The 17,411-nt window shown below is 36.7% G+C and carries 12 protein-coding genes; 8 read left to right on the top strand and 4 right to left on the bottom strand.

The genetic code is table 11. The features are described from left to right. Positions 1-168 precede the first annotated feature (168 nt). Genes IPJ53_15455 through IPJ53_15430 form a run of 6 tightly spaced genes read left to right on the top strand, consistent with a single transcriptional unit; the run spans position 169 to position 9,342 of the window. Complete coding sequence (locus IPJ53_15455) at positions 169-1,656, top strand: RNA-directed DNA polymerase (protein MBK7800498.1); 1,488 nt, start codon at positions 169-171, stop codon at positions 1,654-1,656. Further along, positions 1,657-2,871, top strand: coding sequence for a hypothetical protein (locus IPJ53_15450; GenBank protein MBK7800497.1), 1,215 nt, complete (start codon positions 1,657-1,659; stop codon positions 2,869-2,871). Next, positions 2,868-5,099, top strand: a complete 2,232-nt coding sequence (locus IPJ53_15445; protein ID MBK7800496.1) for a hypothetical protein — start codon at positions 2,868-2,870, stop codon at positions 5,097-5,099. Before IPJ53_15450 ends, IPJ53_15445 begins: the two co-directional genes overlap by 4 nt. Positions 5,100-5,150: 51 nt before the next feature. After that, on the top strand, positions 5,151-7,340 hold the full coding sequence (locus tag IPJ53_15440) for an AAA family ATPase (protein MBK7800495.1): 2,190 nt from the start codon (positions 5,151-5,153) through the stop codon (positions 7,338-7,340). Then, positions 7,330-8,823: a hypothetical protein gene (locus IPJ53_15435; protein MBK7800494.1), complete on the top strand. Its 1,494-nt coding sequence runs from the start codon at positions 7,330-7,332 to the stop codon at positions 8,821-8,823. The genes IPJ53_15440 and IPJ53_15435 overlap by 11 nt, the downstream gene beginning before the upstream one ends. Before the next feature lie 54 nt (positions 8,824-8,877). Continuing rightward, a complete protein-coding gene (locus IPJ53_15430) occupies positions 8,878-9,342 on the top strand; it encodes a hypothetical protein (GenBank protein MBK7800493.1) in 465 nt (154 codons plus the stop codon). A 348-nt stretch (positions 9,343-9,690) separates the two neighbouring features. Here the strand turns inward: IPJ53_15430 and IPJ53_15425 are convergent, their stop codons facing one another. Together IPJ53_15425 and IPJ53_15420 are read right to left on the bottom strand one after the other, a co-directional pair. Next, positions 9,691-10,854 carry a geranylgeranyl reductase family protein gene (locus tag IPJ53_15425; protein MBK7800492.1) on the bottom strand — a complete coding sequence of 388 codons (1,164 nt, stop codon included), beginning with the start codon at positions 10,852-10,854 and terminating at the stop codon, positions 9,691-9,693. Positions 10,855-11,051: 197 nt separating this feature from the next. After that, complete coding sequence (locus tag IPJ53_15420; GenBank protein ID MBK7800491.1) at positions 11,052-12,482, bottom strand: amino acid permease; 1,431 nt, start codon at positions 12,480-12,482, stop codon at positions 11,052-11,054. 147 nt (positions 12,483-12,629) lie between these two features. Between IPJ53_15420 and IPJ53_15415 the strand changes: the two genes are divergently transcribed. Then, positions 12,630-14,096: an amino acid permease gene (locus IPJ53_15415; protein ID MBK7800490.1), complete on the top strand. Its 1,467-nt coding sequence runs from the start codon at positions 12,630-12,632 to the stop codon at positions 14,094-14,096. A gap of 442 nt (positions 14,097-14,538) precedes the next feature. On the opposite strand, the gene IPJ53_15410 is transcribed toward IPJ53_15415, so the two are convergent. Beyond that, a complete protein-coding gene (locus IPJ53_15410) occupies positions 14,539-16,173 on the bottom strand; it encodes a protein BatD (GenBank protein MBK7800489.1) in 1,635 nt (544 codons plus the stop codon). After that, positions 16,173-16,649, bottom strand: a complete 477-nt coding sequence (locus IPJ53_15405) for a BatD family protein (GenBank protein MBK7800488.1) — start codon at positions 16,647-16,649, stop codon at positions 16,173-16,175. Before IPJ53_15405 ends, IPJ53_15410 begins: the two co-directional genes overlap by 1 nt. Positions 16,650-16,922: 273 nt before the next feature. Between IPJ53_15405 and IPJ53_15400 the strand changes: the two genes are divergently transcribed. Beyond that, positions 16,923-17,384 carry a hypothetical protein gene (locus tag IPJ53_15400; GenBank protein MBK7800487.1) on the top strand — a complete coding sequence of 154 codons (462 nt, stop codon included), beginning with the start codon at positions 16,923-16,925 and terminating at the stop codon, positions 17,382-17,384. The last annotated feature ends 27 nt before the right edge of the window (positions 17,385-17,411 follow it).

The following is a 17,411-nucleotide window of genomic DNA, read 5'->3' as shown; positions in this document are numbered from 1 at the left end:
TTTTAAGTTGCCTTATTAAACTGTTAAATTAGACTATATATTGAAGAGCGCTGTAACAAGCACTATTAATTCAAATTTATAACTAATTCACTGTCATAGATTGTAACTTATGGTCATCTGTAAATCGTATTATTTACTTTTCTTATGAATCAAATTCATATATAATGAATGGAACAACAGGCTATTCAAAGAATTTATAATTTTATGAACCGAGAACAAACACATATTATTCAAATCAGGGCTTATTTTGAGAAAATGCAAACTAGGCAAGATTTCCTTTACCTTCTTAATAAGGTAAAACCTTATGTCTACGGAGGCAAGGCAATACCATTTGAGTTAAAACAATTAACCTGGTATTCAAATCCAAAGTTAGCCAAAAATCGGTATAATGAGTTTAAAATCAAGAAAAAGTCAGGATTAGATCGAAGTATTCATGCACCAGTAAGAGGACTTAAATCACTTCAAAAAGCTCTAAGTTATATATTGCATTGCGTTTATTTGCCACATAAAGCAGCGATGGGATTCGTATGGGGTAAATCTGTTGTAGAAAATGCAAGGGTGCATGAAGGTTCTAATTATGTTTATAATGTAGATTTAAAGGATTTTTTTACTGGAATTGATCAGGCAAGAGTGTGGAAGTGTCTCCAGTTGAGCCCATTTAACCTTAATGAGCGTTACTCAAGAAGGCCTAATTATCCAAAATTGGAAAATAGCTATAATGCCAAACCACATACGGATGAGAATGTTGGATGTTTTGAAGGGGGGAGAAGTGTATTAACAAATAATTCTTTTGGTTACAGAAAAACCCATCAAAAAATTTCTATGGAAAAGGACAAATTTATCCATTTAGATGAAGGGACTGCAGAAGAAATAGTTGGCAAATGGCAAAATAACGATAAATTGTTGACAAGTAAACTTTCAATTTCCGGCCGTCAAGATATTTGTAATATAATTGCCTCTTTATGTTGTACAGCTTTTGAAGTAGAACGCCAGAATGATTACGGAGAATGGGTTAAGTTAACCAAAAGTGTGTTGCCTCAAGGAGCGCCAACCTCACCTATAATTTCAAATATAGTATGTTATCGCCTTGATCAATTATTGACTGGTGTTGCAAAACGCTTTGGCCTTTTATATAGCCGTTATGCTGATGATATTACCTTTAGTTCAAACCACAATGTTTACCAACAAGAGAGTGATTTTATAAGGGAATTGCACCGCATTATTGCAGATCAAGGATTTCATATCAAGGAAAGTAAAACCCGACTTCAAAAAAGTGGCTATAGGAAAGTTGTGACCGGTCTCTTGGTAAATGAGAAAACTAATGTGCAACATCGATATATAAAGCAATTGCGTATGTGGCTGTATTACTGGGAAAGGTATGGATACGAAAGAGCCTCAGGATTCTTTTTACAGCAATACATTGCCGATAAAGGACATGTAAAGAATGGCAAGCCAGATATAGCAAATGTGATTGCAGGTAAACTAGATTACCTAAAAATGGTAAAGGGTGCGGATAATGAATTGTATTTAAAGTTGAAGAGCAGGTTTGATTTATTAATTGGCTTTGAAGATCCTATTAATAAAGTTCTAAATATTTGGGAAATTGATGGAGTCGAAAAAGCTATGGACTTTTATTATAAAGACAAATTAGAATAAATGGCAAAGACTAAATATGATTTCATAAAGGAACTTCTCGAGCATAAAAAAATCAATCAAAATCATCGAGAAAGAATACAAGTACTTGCTTCAAGGGAGATTAGCTTTGAAGGAACATTAGAGGAACTTGTGCAAAGAATTGAAGAAATCAAATTTAAAGATAAAATGGATAGTCACATTGAAATAGTTGAGGTAAGGCCAAGCGAGCAAAAATCAAATCATTTACCCCAATATTTGAACCCTTATCATTTGTATAGATTTCTATTTGAATACAATCAAAATCCAATCCTTCGTACAACTTGCCATGATATTGATGCAAATGAGTTAAAGTCCATTTTGGAATTTTGTAAAACTGAAAGTTACATTTTCAAGGAACATCTTAAATCAATTATCACTGCATATGAGGAACACGAAAAGGCATATTCTGCTCCGCGTCAAATCAAAGCACTTATTAGAGGATATTTGACAGGAAAAGACTACAATGGTAAAATTATAGGTTGGTCATCAAAAAATATAAAAATCAATTGGAATAGTAGAGAACTTTCGATTTGGGCAAGTCAAAACTCGAATATCCCTCCTAATTCAAGTAATTTTCTTTTGCGAGAGAGAATGGTTAGTAGTTTTAAAATTGATCCTCAAATAAAATCACCAATTACAGAAAAAGTAATACAAACATTCACTCAATTAGTTTTACACTTCAAAAATCTATTTCACCTCAAAAGTGGCCCACAATCTTTAAAAGAAATTATTCAAAGAATAAATATCGAAAAGGGGTGGTGTGATCAAGTAGATTTTGAAATAAACAATCGTGAATTCTCTAATAACCTTGAACACTTTGTTGATATAGAAAAGCTTATGCAGGCATATAATAAAATTATAGAGCTAATTATTGAACAACATAAAGTTAATGAGAAGCCAAAAGTAACGCTCAAATATTATGAGAAGAATCAAATAGTCTTATTTTCTATTCATCATTTAAATGGAGTTTACAATAAAACAGCCGAAAACACGGTAGAACGTTTGGGGCAGACTTATGCTTCGTTGATAAAGAATCAAATTAATGGCCTATGCAACTTGCGCATGAAAGCAGATTTTGGTAATGAAAAATATGCCGAAGTAAATCTTTGGGATGGTTTAGAAAGAGCCATCACTGAAATTCCCCATTTTGGTGGGGTTGAACATTTTTTTGAATTTCCTAAATTATTTATAGCATGATTTACTTAATAGACGATAAAGATTTAAGACAAAAAGATTTTGGATGGAGTGCGGAAAAGTTCGCTCACTTCTCAAGTATTGTCAAGCCATTGTATAAAATTGAGGATATAACTCAAATTGGTGAACAAATGTATATTGAAAACAATATAATTTTATATCATGAATCATTTCTTGACTTCACAAGCGATAAGGATAAGGCACTAAAACAAAGAGAGAAGCTAACTAAAATAGCAACGACATCTCCTAGGCTTTCAGTTGCATTTTTTAGTGGGAGTCAAGGTTCAAGATCGATTAATGCGAATATTGCATATTTGCCGGTCTCTACGCTTTATCAAAATTTGGAAATTCTTGCACATAAACACAGTCAAGGGTCTGTTGAACTCAAATTTCTCCTATTTGGAGAAAATCCGGAAATTGAAGAAGAGTTAACTGAAAAACTAACTCTAGCAAATAGAATGATAGAAGATGACGCTATAAAATTAGCTGGTAAAACCTTGTTTTTTCATCCAGATGAAAATTTTATTCAAAATGCAATAATGGAGGCTCAAATTGAGGAAATCTATTCTGAAAAGGACTTTGAGCTAACAGAGATTGTCTTAAATTTATTAAATGAAAAGGAATATGACAATATATTTCTGCCCCTTTGTTTTGGACAAACTCTATCTGATTATAACGGTTTAAGATTGGCTACTCATATCCGATGTACCCCAACGAAAAATCAATTAAAGAGGATTTTTATTTACGGATTTGTTGGAATTGATTATTTATTGGAACACGAATACTTCAATATTCTCAAAACGAAGAATATTCAACTAGTATCATATAGTAAAAGAGCTTTCGGAACTGCTGCAAATAATTGTTTTGATACTTTTAAACCTGATGAGTTCTCGAAAGAAATCAAAAAACTAAAATTAGACCCTCCATTGAATTATGCCGATTCCCACTCTATAGTAAACGAATGGGCAATTCATCAATGGGCGAAAACAATTGGATGTAATGAAACTCAAGAATTAAGGAAAGTATTTCAAAATGTTCATTATAATTTATATTTCAAATATTTAAAAACCATTCATCCCATACCCAAACAAGATATAATATCTGCTGCCAACCTAAAAATTGATTGTAAAGGTAAGCCTAAAGTATTACTAATTGATGATGAATCAGAAAAGGGGTGGTATGAAATATTTGCATTCCTACTTGGTGACCTGAACAATATTTATACTGATTATTTAGGGGTTGATTTTAAAAGTCTAAGTAGTGATGAAATAATTGAAAAATCAATTGACAAAATATTTACGGATGATATCGATGTTGTAATTCTTGATTTTAGGCTAAATCCATCAGATTTTGAAAAAAACAAATTAGATGAAATTACCAGTATAAAACTCTTAAAGGAAATTAAAAAAATAAATCCAGGAATTCAAGTCATAATTTTTTCTGCAACAAACAAAGCATGGAATTTACAAGCTCTTCAAAAAGCGCAGGCTGATGGTTTTATTTTTAAAGATGGTAGTGATAATATTTATCAGTCCATTAGTACTATGATTGTAAAACTAGCATCAAGTCTTAAAAAGGCTTTTTTACTAAAACCTGTTTATAAATCGTTCAGTATTTTAAAACATAATGCAATAAACTTAAGCGGTTCTTTTAAAACTAACTTAGACAAGAACCTATCGATTTGCTTTGAATTGCTAATAAAATCATTTGAAATATCGAAATATAGAAATTACGCATATTTACAGTTATTTCTTATTGTAGAAGAATTTATTAAGGAGGATTCTGTTTTTGAATTTGGCAGTAATTGTTATGTTATTAGCCCAACTGCTCGCTATCTTGTTTTGTCTAAAATTGATCCTACAAAGAAAAGTTCTCCTGCTAAATCAGCTATTAAATTTATAGAGAATAACGGGCACTATCATATTGAACATTCAAATTATAATAGAGGTGTTGACACGAATTTTATAATGTCAGCTATTCTTCTCTTTAGAAATGGCTTGACGACTTCTGGTGGCGAGAACTGGTCTAAAATATACTCAATAAGGAATAAAAAGGCAGCTCATCCAGAAGTTGGGCTCGTTGAATTTTCTGAAATTAATCAACTTGCTAAATTTTTAGAATTCATACTGGATGAAGCAAAATTAAATCCCGTAGTCCAAAACAAGGCTTTGAGGGAACTTTCACCAGAAGAACAAGTAGAAAATTTAAAAAAAATTTGGGGAGCAAAATAATGCAGATACACTGCACAGCTAAAAACAACATTTGCATAGAAATTAAAAGACATGAGCATAATTAATCACTTTAATCATTTAAACCTAAGTCAGGGCCAGGAAACTGCTCTAGCTAAGCTGGAGGCTTTTTTAGCTGGTCCAGCGAACGTGTTTATGTTGAAGGGATATGCAGGCAGCGGTAAAACAGCAATCCTTAAAGGGTTAGTGGACTATTTTAATACTTCAGATAAGGATTTTGCATTAATGGCACCTACAGGCAGAGCAGCCAAAGTTATCAGAGAAAAAACCGGACAGGAAGCCTTTACTATACATAAGTCTATTTACAGTTATGAGGATATGGTAGAGATTGAAGAAGGTGATTCTTTCTATTACTATTACAAAATAAGGAACAATATTGATGTGACCGGGAAGATATTCATAGTTGATGAAGCCTCCATGTTATCTGATGCCAATAACGAAAGTGAGTTTTTCCGTTTTGGTTCAGGCCACCTATTATCTGATTTGATTACCTACACAAGGGTGGCACATGAAAATGTGAAATCCAAAATCATTTTTGTTGGGGACCCTTGTCAGTTATCTCCGGTAGGGGATAATAGTTCAAAAGCCTTTGAAGCCAATTATCTTAAGGAACATTTCAATCTTTCGTCAGAAGAAACTGAAATGAAAGAAGTACAACGACAAGGAGGCGATAGTGGTATTTTGAGGGCAGCCGCAAAAATACGTAAGAGTATTTCAGCCCATTTCTTCAATGACTTTAATTTGCGTTCAAATGGAAATGACATTCTAAATCCTAGTTATGAAGCTTTTCTTGACATCTGGCAAGAGTCAGCAAGTCCAAAAATTATCATAGCCAGTAAAAATAAAACCTGTCTGGACCTCAATTTGCAAATAAGAGAACGGATTTTTGGCAATGCAAATTTACCTGTTCAAAAAAGTGATATTGTTATCATGGGTGGTAACAATTATAGAAAAGGCGTTTTCAATGGTGAATTTGCAGTTATCAATGAAGTAAGCGATACAGTCACACAGAGAACAATTGCGTTAAGAGCTAAAAATTCGATAACACTTTATTGGCGTGATGTGGAATTAATTTTCCCTGATGCTGAAAGCAATAATAAGGTTGTAAAGGGTAAGATGCTTGAAAACTTCATTTACGGAGATAATTATTTGAAGCCGGAAGAAACCCAAGCATTGTATGTAGACTTTACTTCCCGACACAAGGGTTTAAAGCCCAAAACAGAAGAGTTTAAGGAGGCCATCATGCAGGACGAATATTTCAATTGCTTGTTGATGAAGTATGGTTATGCTGTTACTTGCCACAAGGCTCAAGGTGGTGAATGGGATAATGTGTTTACCGTATGGGATAATGATAATATGGAGGGCTTCGACTGCTTTACTGACAAACAACGGAGAGCAAGTAAAACAAATCAGGATTTCTATCGCTGGGCATACACAGCAATCACAAGGGCATCAAAAACTTTGTATGCATTAAATCCACCGTTTTTCAATTCCTATTCATCTATGGCATTCCTCGATGTAACAGTCTTGAATGCATTAAATGAATTAACAGGCAATCAGGTTCAAACAGAAGAAATCAATCTTGATAACGAATTGCTGCAACAGCTTTCAGTGCTGAACCTTTTAGAGCAACCTGTTCCATTGCAGGATCATTTTATCAAGGTTCGCCATGCAGTAAGAAAGCAATACATTGATATTGTTGGTTGGGAGAAAATTGGCTACGAGATTAGATACTCTTTTCTGAGGGAGAAAGACAAAGCAGTTTTCAAAACTTTTGTAAATGGAAAATATGAATTTAGAAATGCCATTTCACCTATGCCAAATCTTTCCCCAAGCAGTACATTCAATAATACACTTGCTGAAATATTAAATCATTTGCCAAATGTTTCCATAAAACGCAATACAGCTGAAACGATTATTAGCCAAATTGAATTTGACTTCGAGTTAGAAGAAGAGTTCCCTTTTACAAGAAGTTTGTTTGATGAATTAGTACTGTTGTTTAAAGAAACAGATATTAAGATTGATGATATTGAACATCAGCAATACAAAGAACGCTATACATTTAAGCGAAATAATGAAACAGCCGTTGTAGATTTTGAATATAAAAAGAATGGTTTCTTTGGTAGGATTGTTCCAATTCAAAATATGACCAATAGTCAGTTGTTGCTCACCAGCCTTCAAACGGCATTGCAAACTTTTAAACAAGAAGAATATGCCGGCTAAAGAAATAAAAGAACTTCGTCAGGCAGGAAAGTTAGAGGAAGCTTATGCAATGGCAAAAGAAGAATTGGAGACTGATTTGTCAAATATTTGGGGCAAGCGGAATTTAAGTTGGGTGCTATATGCTCAACTCAATGAACTTGCATCAAATTTGGATGCTTTTATAGCGAAAATCAATGAGGTAAAGGAATTGGATTTACCTGCATCTGAAGAAATGTTTTTTGAGAACATATCGATTGTCATATCCAAAGCAGCAAGAGTTATTACTCGTGAAGCTACACTGGATATTAACAAAATACATCGTTTGTTTGATTCTATTAATGTGTTGTCATTAAAAAGAAATTCCAAATGTTTCAGTGTCCTTTTTAATGCAATGCATAAAGGAATGAAAGAGTCCAATAGATACATTGAATTTGTTGACTGGTGGGATTTCAAAAATTTTCGACCGGAAGATTTCCAAAAGGAAAAAATGCCCAATGGCAAAGAAGTAATGGCGATTGCTGAGCAGGCTTATATTGCCTATGCAAAACATTTATTGCCGAAGCAAACCCAGCACGGTGAAATTATTTTTAACAAAGAGAAGGCTGAAGCTTTCCTGCCGGTATTATCTCAAATAGTAGAAGATTACCCTCAGTTTCAATACCCGGCCTATTTTAATGCAAAACTATTATTAGCATTAGGCAACAAGGACTATATGCTCGAATCCTTGTTGCCCTTTGCAAAGAAAAAACGCAATGATTTTTGGGTATGGGAAATTCTTGCAGAAGCATTTTCAAGCGATCCGGAAAAAGTATTCGCTTGCTATTGTAAGGCTTTATCTTGTAAAAGTCCTGATGAAATGTTAGTGAGTCTTAGGCAAAAAATGGCAAGGCTATTAATTTCCAGAAAACTCTATAACGAGGCAAGGACAGAAATAGATTTGTTGGTTCAAGCAAGAACAGAACATGGTTTTAAAATACCTGCTGAGGTTACTAACTGGCACGCTATGGATTGGTATAAAACAACAGTGCCGTCTAAATCAAATTTTGGTTTCTATAAAGCCTATGTACCAATTGCCGAAGCACTATTGTTTAGTGATGTGCCGGAGGAAGTGGTAATTGTTGAGTCTGTAAACGTTAATAAAAAAATACTTAATTTTATTAGATTAAATGGTAAGTATGGGTTTTTCAAGTATGAATATCTATTCTCAAATGTTAGGATTGGAGATACATTGAAAGTCCGATTTCAAGAAGGTGTCAATGGAGGGAAGTATCAACTCTTTACGGGAATGTGTATAAATGATCAAGGGTTCAAAAGACAATTCGTAAAGTCAATATCTGGTGTTGTTAGGATACCTATAGGGAAATCATTCGGCTTTATAGAAGATGTTTTTATTAACCCAGAAATGGTATTAAACTTAAAGTTGACAAATGGTATTCAATGGGAAGGAGAGGCTATAAAGTCATTTAATACCAATAAAGGGACATGGGGTTGGAAGCTAATATGAATAATTTATAAATTTATTAAATGTAAATTTCGGTTTTATTTTTAAAATCATTTCATGAAAAAATATTTAATAAAAGATCTACCTGTAGCCGAAGCTAAGAGGCTTTTACATTTAAATAAAAAGCAGATTTTATTGGAATTTTACAATGAAAGTCTAACAGGATTTCCATTTATACTTACTGCTTTCAAAGGTCCAACAGGCCTTTTCTTAAAAATTTGCCAATTTAAGTTAATCAAATTGGGAAATAGCAAAATGACATCAGAACTGTTTGATGCTGATTTAGATGTTGTTAAAGATATGAGAATTGGTCATGTTTATTTTAATAATACATTATGGTTAGATCAAACCATTGAGAGGAAGAGTAATTATCGTGCATTATCTTCCGGTAAATTTGTTGCACATGTTGATTTTAAAGTGGTTAGTCAGAGATATGACATAAAACCAATGGGGACTCCTGATAATCTTCTTAATGGAATTAAATATATCCAAGATGAAGATTTTGTTTCAACTGAAGGTTGAACTAATAATTTAGAACATGCTCAAATGTTTCAAATGGTAAAATTATAATTTCATATATTGAGACATAATTAACTTGCCAGATTAATAAAATAAATTAATATTTTACACTACTCCGTCTTATTCGTATATGCACTTTTTTTGCTGGCAAGGTACTCTCCAATAAAGCTTGCTTCCACTTCATATTACTAGCTGGATATTAATATATTTATTTGAAAAAGCCGCCAACTAAAAATCAATATATAGCCTTTAATATATAATTTGGTTAGCAGGCCGCATTGTAAATGCTTGAGTCGTATGGCATCGCAGTTGCAAACTGCGACGAACAATGGGTAATATTCAAGTGTTCAATTAAGCAACTCCACTTTTCTTATTCACCAGTTTCCTTTCTTTTTTGTAATCAAAAATTAGTTTAATCATTTGCCTGTAGCTGTAAGTATAATGAGAAACCATTTTGTCGACAAAATATTTTCCGGAGCGGTGGTGTCCTTTCACGATTTTAAAAAACAGAGGGCCTATGTATTTGTTGAATAGTAATTTATGCATAAATGTCCCTTCACGAATAATCCGAATCATAGATTTGGATTTTTCATGATAAGCTGCTGATACATTTTTGTATAGCTTAACATCCACAATAGATTCTATAGCCATCTTCCCAGACAAAAGAGCAAAATAGATTCCCTCTCCATTTACCGGATCCACCAGCCCTGCCGAATCGCCAACAAGCATGATGTTGCCGGTTGCAAGAGCAGAAGGGTGTCTTCCGTAGGGAATGAAGGCTCCTTTGACAGCAGCAACTCCAAAGTCAACGCCTATAACCTGCATAAAATGATGGAAGATTTTTTTGATGTCTGTCTTTGAATTTGCCGGACAACCGACGCCCACCGTATATCCGTTCTGCTTGGGAAAAATCCAGGCATAGCCATTTGGCACCACACCAAAATATACAGTGGTAAGATTTTTTTCGCGTGTTTTGAGAAGATCGTATCCAATCTCCACTTCCATACACAAGCCATCCGGTTTATAATTTTGGTCGATGAGTTTTCTGGTAACGCTGTTGGCACCATCTGCTCCAATAAGGTAATTGTATTCCAAAGTTTGCTCGCCGAAAGTTATGCTGTTATTTTCTATATGAAAGTTTTGAGTGGAAATACTGTGATGATAAACATCTCCGCCTTTATTGATAAAATGTTGATGTAGGTGTTGGTCAAAATCTTCTCTGTAGGTAAAATACAATGGAATATTGGTGTGGAAAGAAACTATTTCTTCTTTATTGAATCGCATTTCCACATGGTCTGATTTCATGTTGTACAGCGAATCAATGTTTAAATCACTGCTGATCTCTTTCAGTAAATCAATTGTTTTTTGAGTCAGTAATCCACCGCACAATTTTTTTCTTGGGAAATTACTTTTGTCAATGATGCAACAACTCAATCCATTTTTCAAGGCTGTAATTCCTGCTGCTGAACCCGATGGCCCCCCACCAATAATGATCACATCATATTTCTTTTTCATCAGGTCGTGTGCATAGATCTAGGTATGTCAATTTATTTTACTCAAAGAATTTATTATGATTTTATAATGGAACGTTGGTTCAAAAGCGCAGGGATCACTTGATGTTAGTAAACGTCTAATGACCAATTTTTAATTTACATTTTTCTAACCAATTTTCAAATTAACTCATTAGCTAATTTTCTCATTTTCTCATTTTCTCATTTCTTCTTGTTGATCAGGAAATAAATAGGAAAACCCGCCAGGACGATACCTAAGCCAGGCCAGGTGTAATTGGGTTTGTAGATTAATAACAGCAGACAAACTGCAGTCGCAAGGAAGATATACAGCGCAGGAACAAAAGGATATCCGGGCGTTTTGTAAGGACGTGGTTCATCGGGATTATTTTTTCGTAAAATGAAAACGCCTGCAACCGTCAGGATGTAAAATACCAATACTGCAAATACGACATAGTCAAGGAGGTCACCATAAGTTCCGGAAAGACAGAGTAAGCTGGTCCACAGACATTGGAACCAGAGGGCTTTTCCGGGCACTTGTGCGTCATTGATTTCCGCGGCTTGTTTGAAGAACAAACCATCTTTAGCCATGACCTGATACACTCTTGCACCTGAAAGTATAAGCCCGTTGTTGCAGCCAAAGGTGGAAACCATAATCAGGATAGCCATGATGTACAAGGAAGCATCGCCAAAAATTTGGAATGCTGCTGCGGTCCCAACACGATCGTTGGTTGCAAATTGAATTCCCCGTTCCATGACACCCGGGCCATCGGGTGACCCAATGGCAGGTAACAATCCGAGATAGACCACATTGGCCAACAGGTAGATGCCGGTCACGACAACAGTTCCCAATACCATACTTTTTGCCACATTTTTAGCTGGATTTTCCATTTCTCCGGAAACAAATGTGACATTGTTCCAGGCATCACTGGAGAATAAGGAACCCACCATCGAAACACCAAATGCACTGAGAAGGGTCAAGCCACTTAAAGTTACGATGGACCATTGTCCTGTAGCTTTATCTTGGGTGGTGGAGGCAGCAGACCAGAATGAATTCCAGTTCAGCTCCCAGGTATTGCTGTCAAAATATAACAATCCTGCTATAATCAGACCAAACAAGGCCGACAGTTTGGCAAAGGTAAACGTGCGTTGCAGCAAACTACCATTGCGTATACCACGCGAGTTGAGCCAACTTAGGAAAACAATGGACAGGATGGCAAGAATCTGTGCCGCGCTTATTTTCAGGAACCCAAGGTCCAGTAAAATATTTTTTTCACTGAAGAAGGGAAAGATAACCCCGCTGAATTTGGCGAAAGCGACCCCTACAGCAGCTATAGTGCCAGTCTGGATGACCGTAAAGAGCGTCCATCCATAAAGGAAGGCTGTTCTGGGCCCATAAGCTTTCTTTAGATACACATACTGCCCTCCGGCTGCAGGCATCATGGCAGAGAGTTCCCCATAACTCAGAGCGGCCAGAATGGTCATCAGACCGGCGAGGAGCCAGGTGAGCATCATCCAACCTCCACCTCCAAGATTACGGGAGATGTCGGCGCTGACGATAAAAATTCCCGAACCAATCATGGATCCTGAGACCAACATGACACCGTCGGTGAGCGTGAGCTTTCTGGTATTCATTTTTCGAAAAGTTTGAGGGCCTAAGGTAATAGATTCCAAATAATTGGGGGATAATTCTTCCTGGCCATAAAAATCTTTCAAAAGAGCACATTATCGAAATTTATATACCTTTGGTTTTTCAAACAGAACAAAATAAAAACAAATTTTATGGCAAAAACCACGCTATTTATCAGAAAGCCCATGAAGGACCTGATTGCTCAGTCTGATCATGAAGGACAGACCTTGAAGCGAACTCTTGGGCCTACCAATTTGATACTACTGGGTATTGGGGCCATCATTGGAGCAGGACTTTTTTCAATTACCGGTGGCGCTGCAGCAGCCAATGCGGGACCAGCCATTACCATTTCATTTATCGTTGCAGGTTTAGGTTGTGCATTTGCAGGTTTGTGCTATGCTGAATTTTCATCCATGATTCCGGTTGCAGGAAGTGCTTATACTTATTCTTATGCAACCATGGGTGAGTTTATAGCCTGGATCATCGGCTGGGACCTTGTACTTGAATACGCAGTCGGAGCAGCCACAGTAAGTATTAGTTGGAGTCGATATTTTGGAAAATTTCTGGAAGGTTTTGGAGTGCATCTGCCGGTGGAATATATGGCAGGTCCCTGGGATGGAGGATACATCAACCTTCCTGCGGTGGTTATCGTAGTACTGGTCAGTTTGCTGTTGATCAAAGGGACCAGTGAATCTGCCAAATTTAATGGCTTTATCGTGGCATTGAAAGTATTGGTCGTTTTGATCTTCATTATTCTTGGTTGGAGTTATATCAATTACTCCAATTACAGCCCTTACATCCCGGACAATACCGGCACTTTTGGAGAATTTGGGTTCAGTGGTATTATACGTGCTGCGGCTATTGTTTTCTTTGCCTATATTGGATTTGATGCAGTGAGTACTGCAGCTCAGGAAGCCATAAATCCCAAGAAAGATATGCCGATCGGTATTCTCGGGTCTTTGCTAATTTGTACGGTGTTGTACATCCTATTTGCGCATGTGATGACCGGTGTAACAAATTACACCTCCTTTGCAGGAAGAGATGGCATCGCCCCGGTGGCAGTAGCCATTGATCACATGGGTTCTCCTAATGCGAATGGTGTGATGACTCCGGATTATCCCTGGTTAAACAGAGCCATTATTGTGGCAATTCTGGGTGGGTATGCATCCGTAATTTTAGTCATGTTGATGGGACAGTCACGTGTATTCTTCAGCATGTCACAGGATGGGTTGATTCCAAAAATATTTTCAGAAGTTCACCCGATATTCAGGACTCCTGCAAAGAGTAGTTTCCTTTTCATGATATTCGTAAGTTTATTTGCTGCCTTTATTCCTGCCCGTGTAGTGGGCGAGATGACCAGTATAGGTACTCTTTTTGCATTTATACTTGTTTGCCTGGGTGTCCTGGTGATGCGAAAGACTTTACCTGATGCGCCAAGAGCCTTCAGGACTCCTTGGGTTCCTTTCGTTCCGATCATGGGTATTTTGACCTGTCTGTTTATGATGGTTTTTCTGCCGGGTGATACTTGGTTGCGGTTAATTATCTGGCTGGCTATTGGTTTTGTGATTTATTTCTTCTACAGTCAAAGGCACAGTAAGCTCAGGAATCCACAACAATAAATTTTGAAATCAAAGTTGGGATAAAAATTTAGTTAGCAGGCCGCATTTAAAATGCTTGGAGCGTATTGCATCGCAGTTGCAAACCGCGAAGAGCATAGATTAACTTTGAAATCAAAGTTGAAATAAGGATTTAGTTGGCAGGCCGCATTTAAAATGCTTGGAGCATATTGCATCGCGGTTGCAAACCGCGACGAACATAGATTAACTTTGAAATCAAAGTTGGGATAAAAATTTAGTTAGCAGGTCGCATTAAAAATGCTTGGAGCATATTGCTTCACGGTTGCAAATCGCGAAGAGCATAGATTAACTTTGAAATCAAAGTTGAAATAAAAATTTAGTTGGCAGGCCGCATTTAAAATGCTTGGAACGTATTGCATCGCGGTTGCAAACCGCGACGAACAAAGGAAGAATTAGAATTTCCAGGAAATGTCTGATTTGTTCATCAGGAAATTTTACCAATCAAGCTGTCTATTTGATTTCTGATAGAATTCAATTCTGCGGGATCATTGTTGTTTGAAAATTTAAGCATTTCCATTTTTGAAATCAAAACAAAGAAATTTTCTTTTTGAGGATCAGATCGATCTTTACTCAAATAACTTTTTATGGCATAGAGTGTTTGGTGATCTTTTAATTCAGGATATTTTTTAGTCAAAGCAGCCAATGCATATTTTTCAAGATCATCTAATGTAAATGATGGTCCATCTATTGTAGGTGTTTTTTTGTGTTCAGTGTATTTTAGTTGGTTAAAATACTCCTTTCCTTTTTTGAAAAACAGAAAATAAGCCAATAAAAAAAATGGAAAGGACATGATGAGCAAATTAATCGGCTGATCGAGAAAAAATGGAGAAGACTTACTAAGTTTAACGACGCCTGATATGGGTTTAAGTTCGTCAATGTGCACAGAGGCACGGGGCTTCCCGGAAGTGATTTGCACTTCAAAACTGTCACGGATGAATTTATATTGATTGCTTTCCGGATCAAGGTAGCAAAACTCGGTTTTGATTAAAGCTTTGCCGGGTTTCTTTGGTGTAAGCAGATAATCGTACAGTCTGCTTTTTAATATTACGGGTTCTTCTGATAATTTTTGAGGCTCTGCCTGACGGGCATCTGAGATGGTGAAAAGACTGTCTTGTGGAAAAAGTTTGGGTTGAATATTGTTCATGTTTCCATCTCCTGCGATCAGCAAACTGATGTTGATGGCATCGCTGAGGTTGTAATCTTTATTGATGTCTTTGAATTCTGCCCTAAAGGTTCCTACAGCACCACTGAACCCGTCAGGTACCGGCTGTGGAAAATCGAGGATGTTGAGTTGAAGCGAATTGGTCTGTATGACTTCAGCTCTTCCACCCATCATGGAAGGAATTGAAAATCCCCAGGGATCATCCTCTCCAAGTATGAGGCGATAGGCAGTTGGATCAATTTTAATCAAACCTTTTTTAATGGGAAATAAGGCTATCCTGCCAAGAACTTTGGTGGTATAGTCCTGGCCGTGGATAATTTCTCTTTTGGGATTTCCATCACCGTTGGCAATGTATTCTTTGTAGAAGTCTTCAAGTTTAGGGGAAGAGACCACCTCTATGTTGCGGATGCTTTCCCGGGTATAAAGTTTGTAGGTAAGGATTACCTGTTGACCGATGTACGCTTTTTCGTTGCTGAGGGTTGCTTCGATGTAATAGTTTTTACCGTTTTGAGCGGATTTGCTGGCCTGGATGATTTGAATGGTGATGGGCTGCGTATTAAGTACTTTACTTCCGGTTCTAATTTTGGCCGGACTGATGATATAAGTTCCAGGTTTGGTTCCGACCAATGAATATACATATCCAATGGAGGAGCTCATCCTTCCATTGATGACGGTTGTCTGCATGGATCTGCTTGGACCCGCAATTACTTGCAATCCACCAAAATCTGGTGCGGTAAATCCTGAACCCTCTGCATTCTTAAGGCTGAATTCGATGTTAAAAGGACTGCCGACCAATGCCTGACGGGTTTCCACTTCTGCAACAAAAGATGGAAACTGTGCAAACACTGCATTTGACAGCAACCATGAAAAAATTAAAAGGAATTGCTTAGCGGGCATCAGAGTTTATATACTTTCTTTTTCTTCTTTGCATCTTTTGGAGTCATGATTTGCACATCCGGATCTTCAAACTCCATGGATCGCCCCGGGTTTTGACGAACTCCATTTGGGTTGGCTACCACATGGATCTTTACGATGGGAGTTTTGAGAATGCCCTCCTCTGTTTTGAGTTGGGCTGCCTCAATGATGTATTGTCCTTCTGCTTCAGGTTTTAAAAAATAGATGTAGCTGGTACTTTGCTTGACTTTCCCATTCATAATGGAATAGGAAGAAGCGTGGTTGGGCCCGGCTACCAGTTTAAGACCATTGAACTCAGGAGGTGCAAAATCCCCTTGCGTGTTTTCAATGGTGTATTTGAGTTCAAAATAATTGCCCAGCAGGATGGTATCAGAACTTACCTCTACTTTAAAATGAGGATCCTGGGCCCGGATGATCAGGCCTAACAGGCCAAAACAAATCAAGTACAGAATTTTCATATGCATCATTTTGGATGAGAACAAGGATGGAACGAAATTGCTTAATTTGGATTGTAAATTTTTGTGAAAATTTTTGAATTCATTTATTTCAAGCCAGATCATAGGATACTTTTGCCGAAAGATCAATCATGCATTGGTTTTTAGCTTTTACAACCGGGAGTGTTGAAAAAAACTAATCTAAAAATTTCATTTTTTCCACTTAGATTCGCACAGTATTCGCGAAGAATAAACGAATATGGTAAATCTGTTCAAACAAAACAAAAATAAAAAATCATGTACGAAATCCTTTTAAACTTACATTCCTGGCTGAGATGGTTGGTCCTTGGCATGGCTGTTGTGGTCATTTATAACAATTACAATGGTTGGAAATCCGGACTGGTATATTCGGATAAGGACAAAAAACTCAATACCTATATGATGCTCTTGTTGCACAGTCAGCTGGTCATAGGACTTGCCTTGTATTTTGGAGTTTCGCCGATGATGAAAGACATCATGGCTAATTTTGGTGGATCTATGAAAGATTCCGCACAGAGATTCTGGAGTGTGGAACACATGATGGGCATGGTGATTGGTATCATCGTTGCGCAAATAGGTGCTTCCAAAGCCAAAAAACAATCCACCGATGCACAAAAATTCAAAACCGGATTTATGTGGTTTACCATCGCGATCCTGATCATTATTCTGATGATTCCTTTTGGTATCTGGAATGTGGAGCGGCCTATGTTCAGAATGTAAGAGAGAGCTTTTTTCAATATTCAGTTT

The sequence above is a fragment of the Candidatus Vicinibacter affinis genome (assembly GCA_016714365.1).
In the GTDB taxonomy this organism is placed as follows: domain Bacteria; phylum Bacteroidota; class Bacteroidia; order Chitinophagales; family Saprospiraceae; genus Vicinibacter; species Vicinibacter affinis.
The sequence above is the reverse complement of the archived record's forward strand: the minus strand, read 5'-3'. Positions and strand labels throughout refer to the sequence as shown.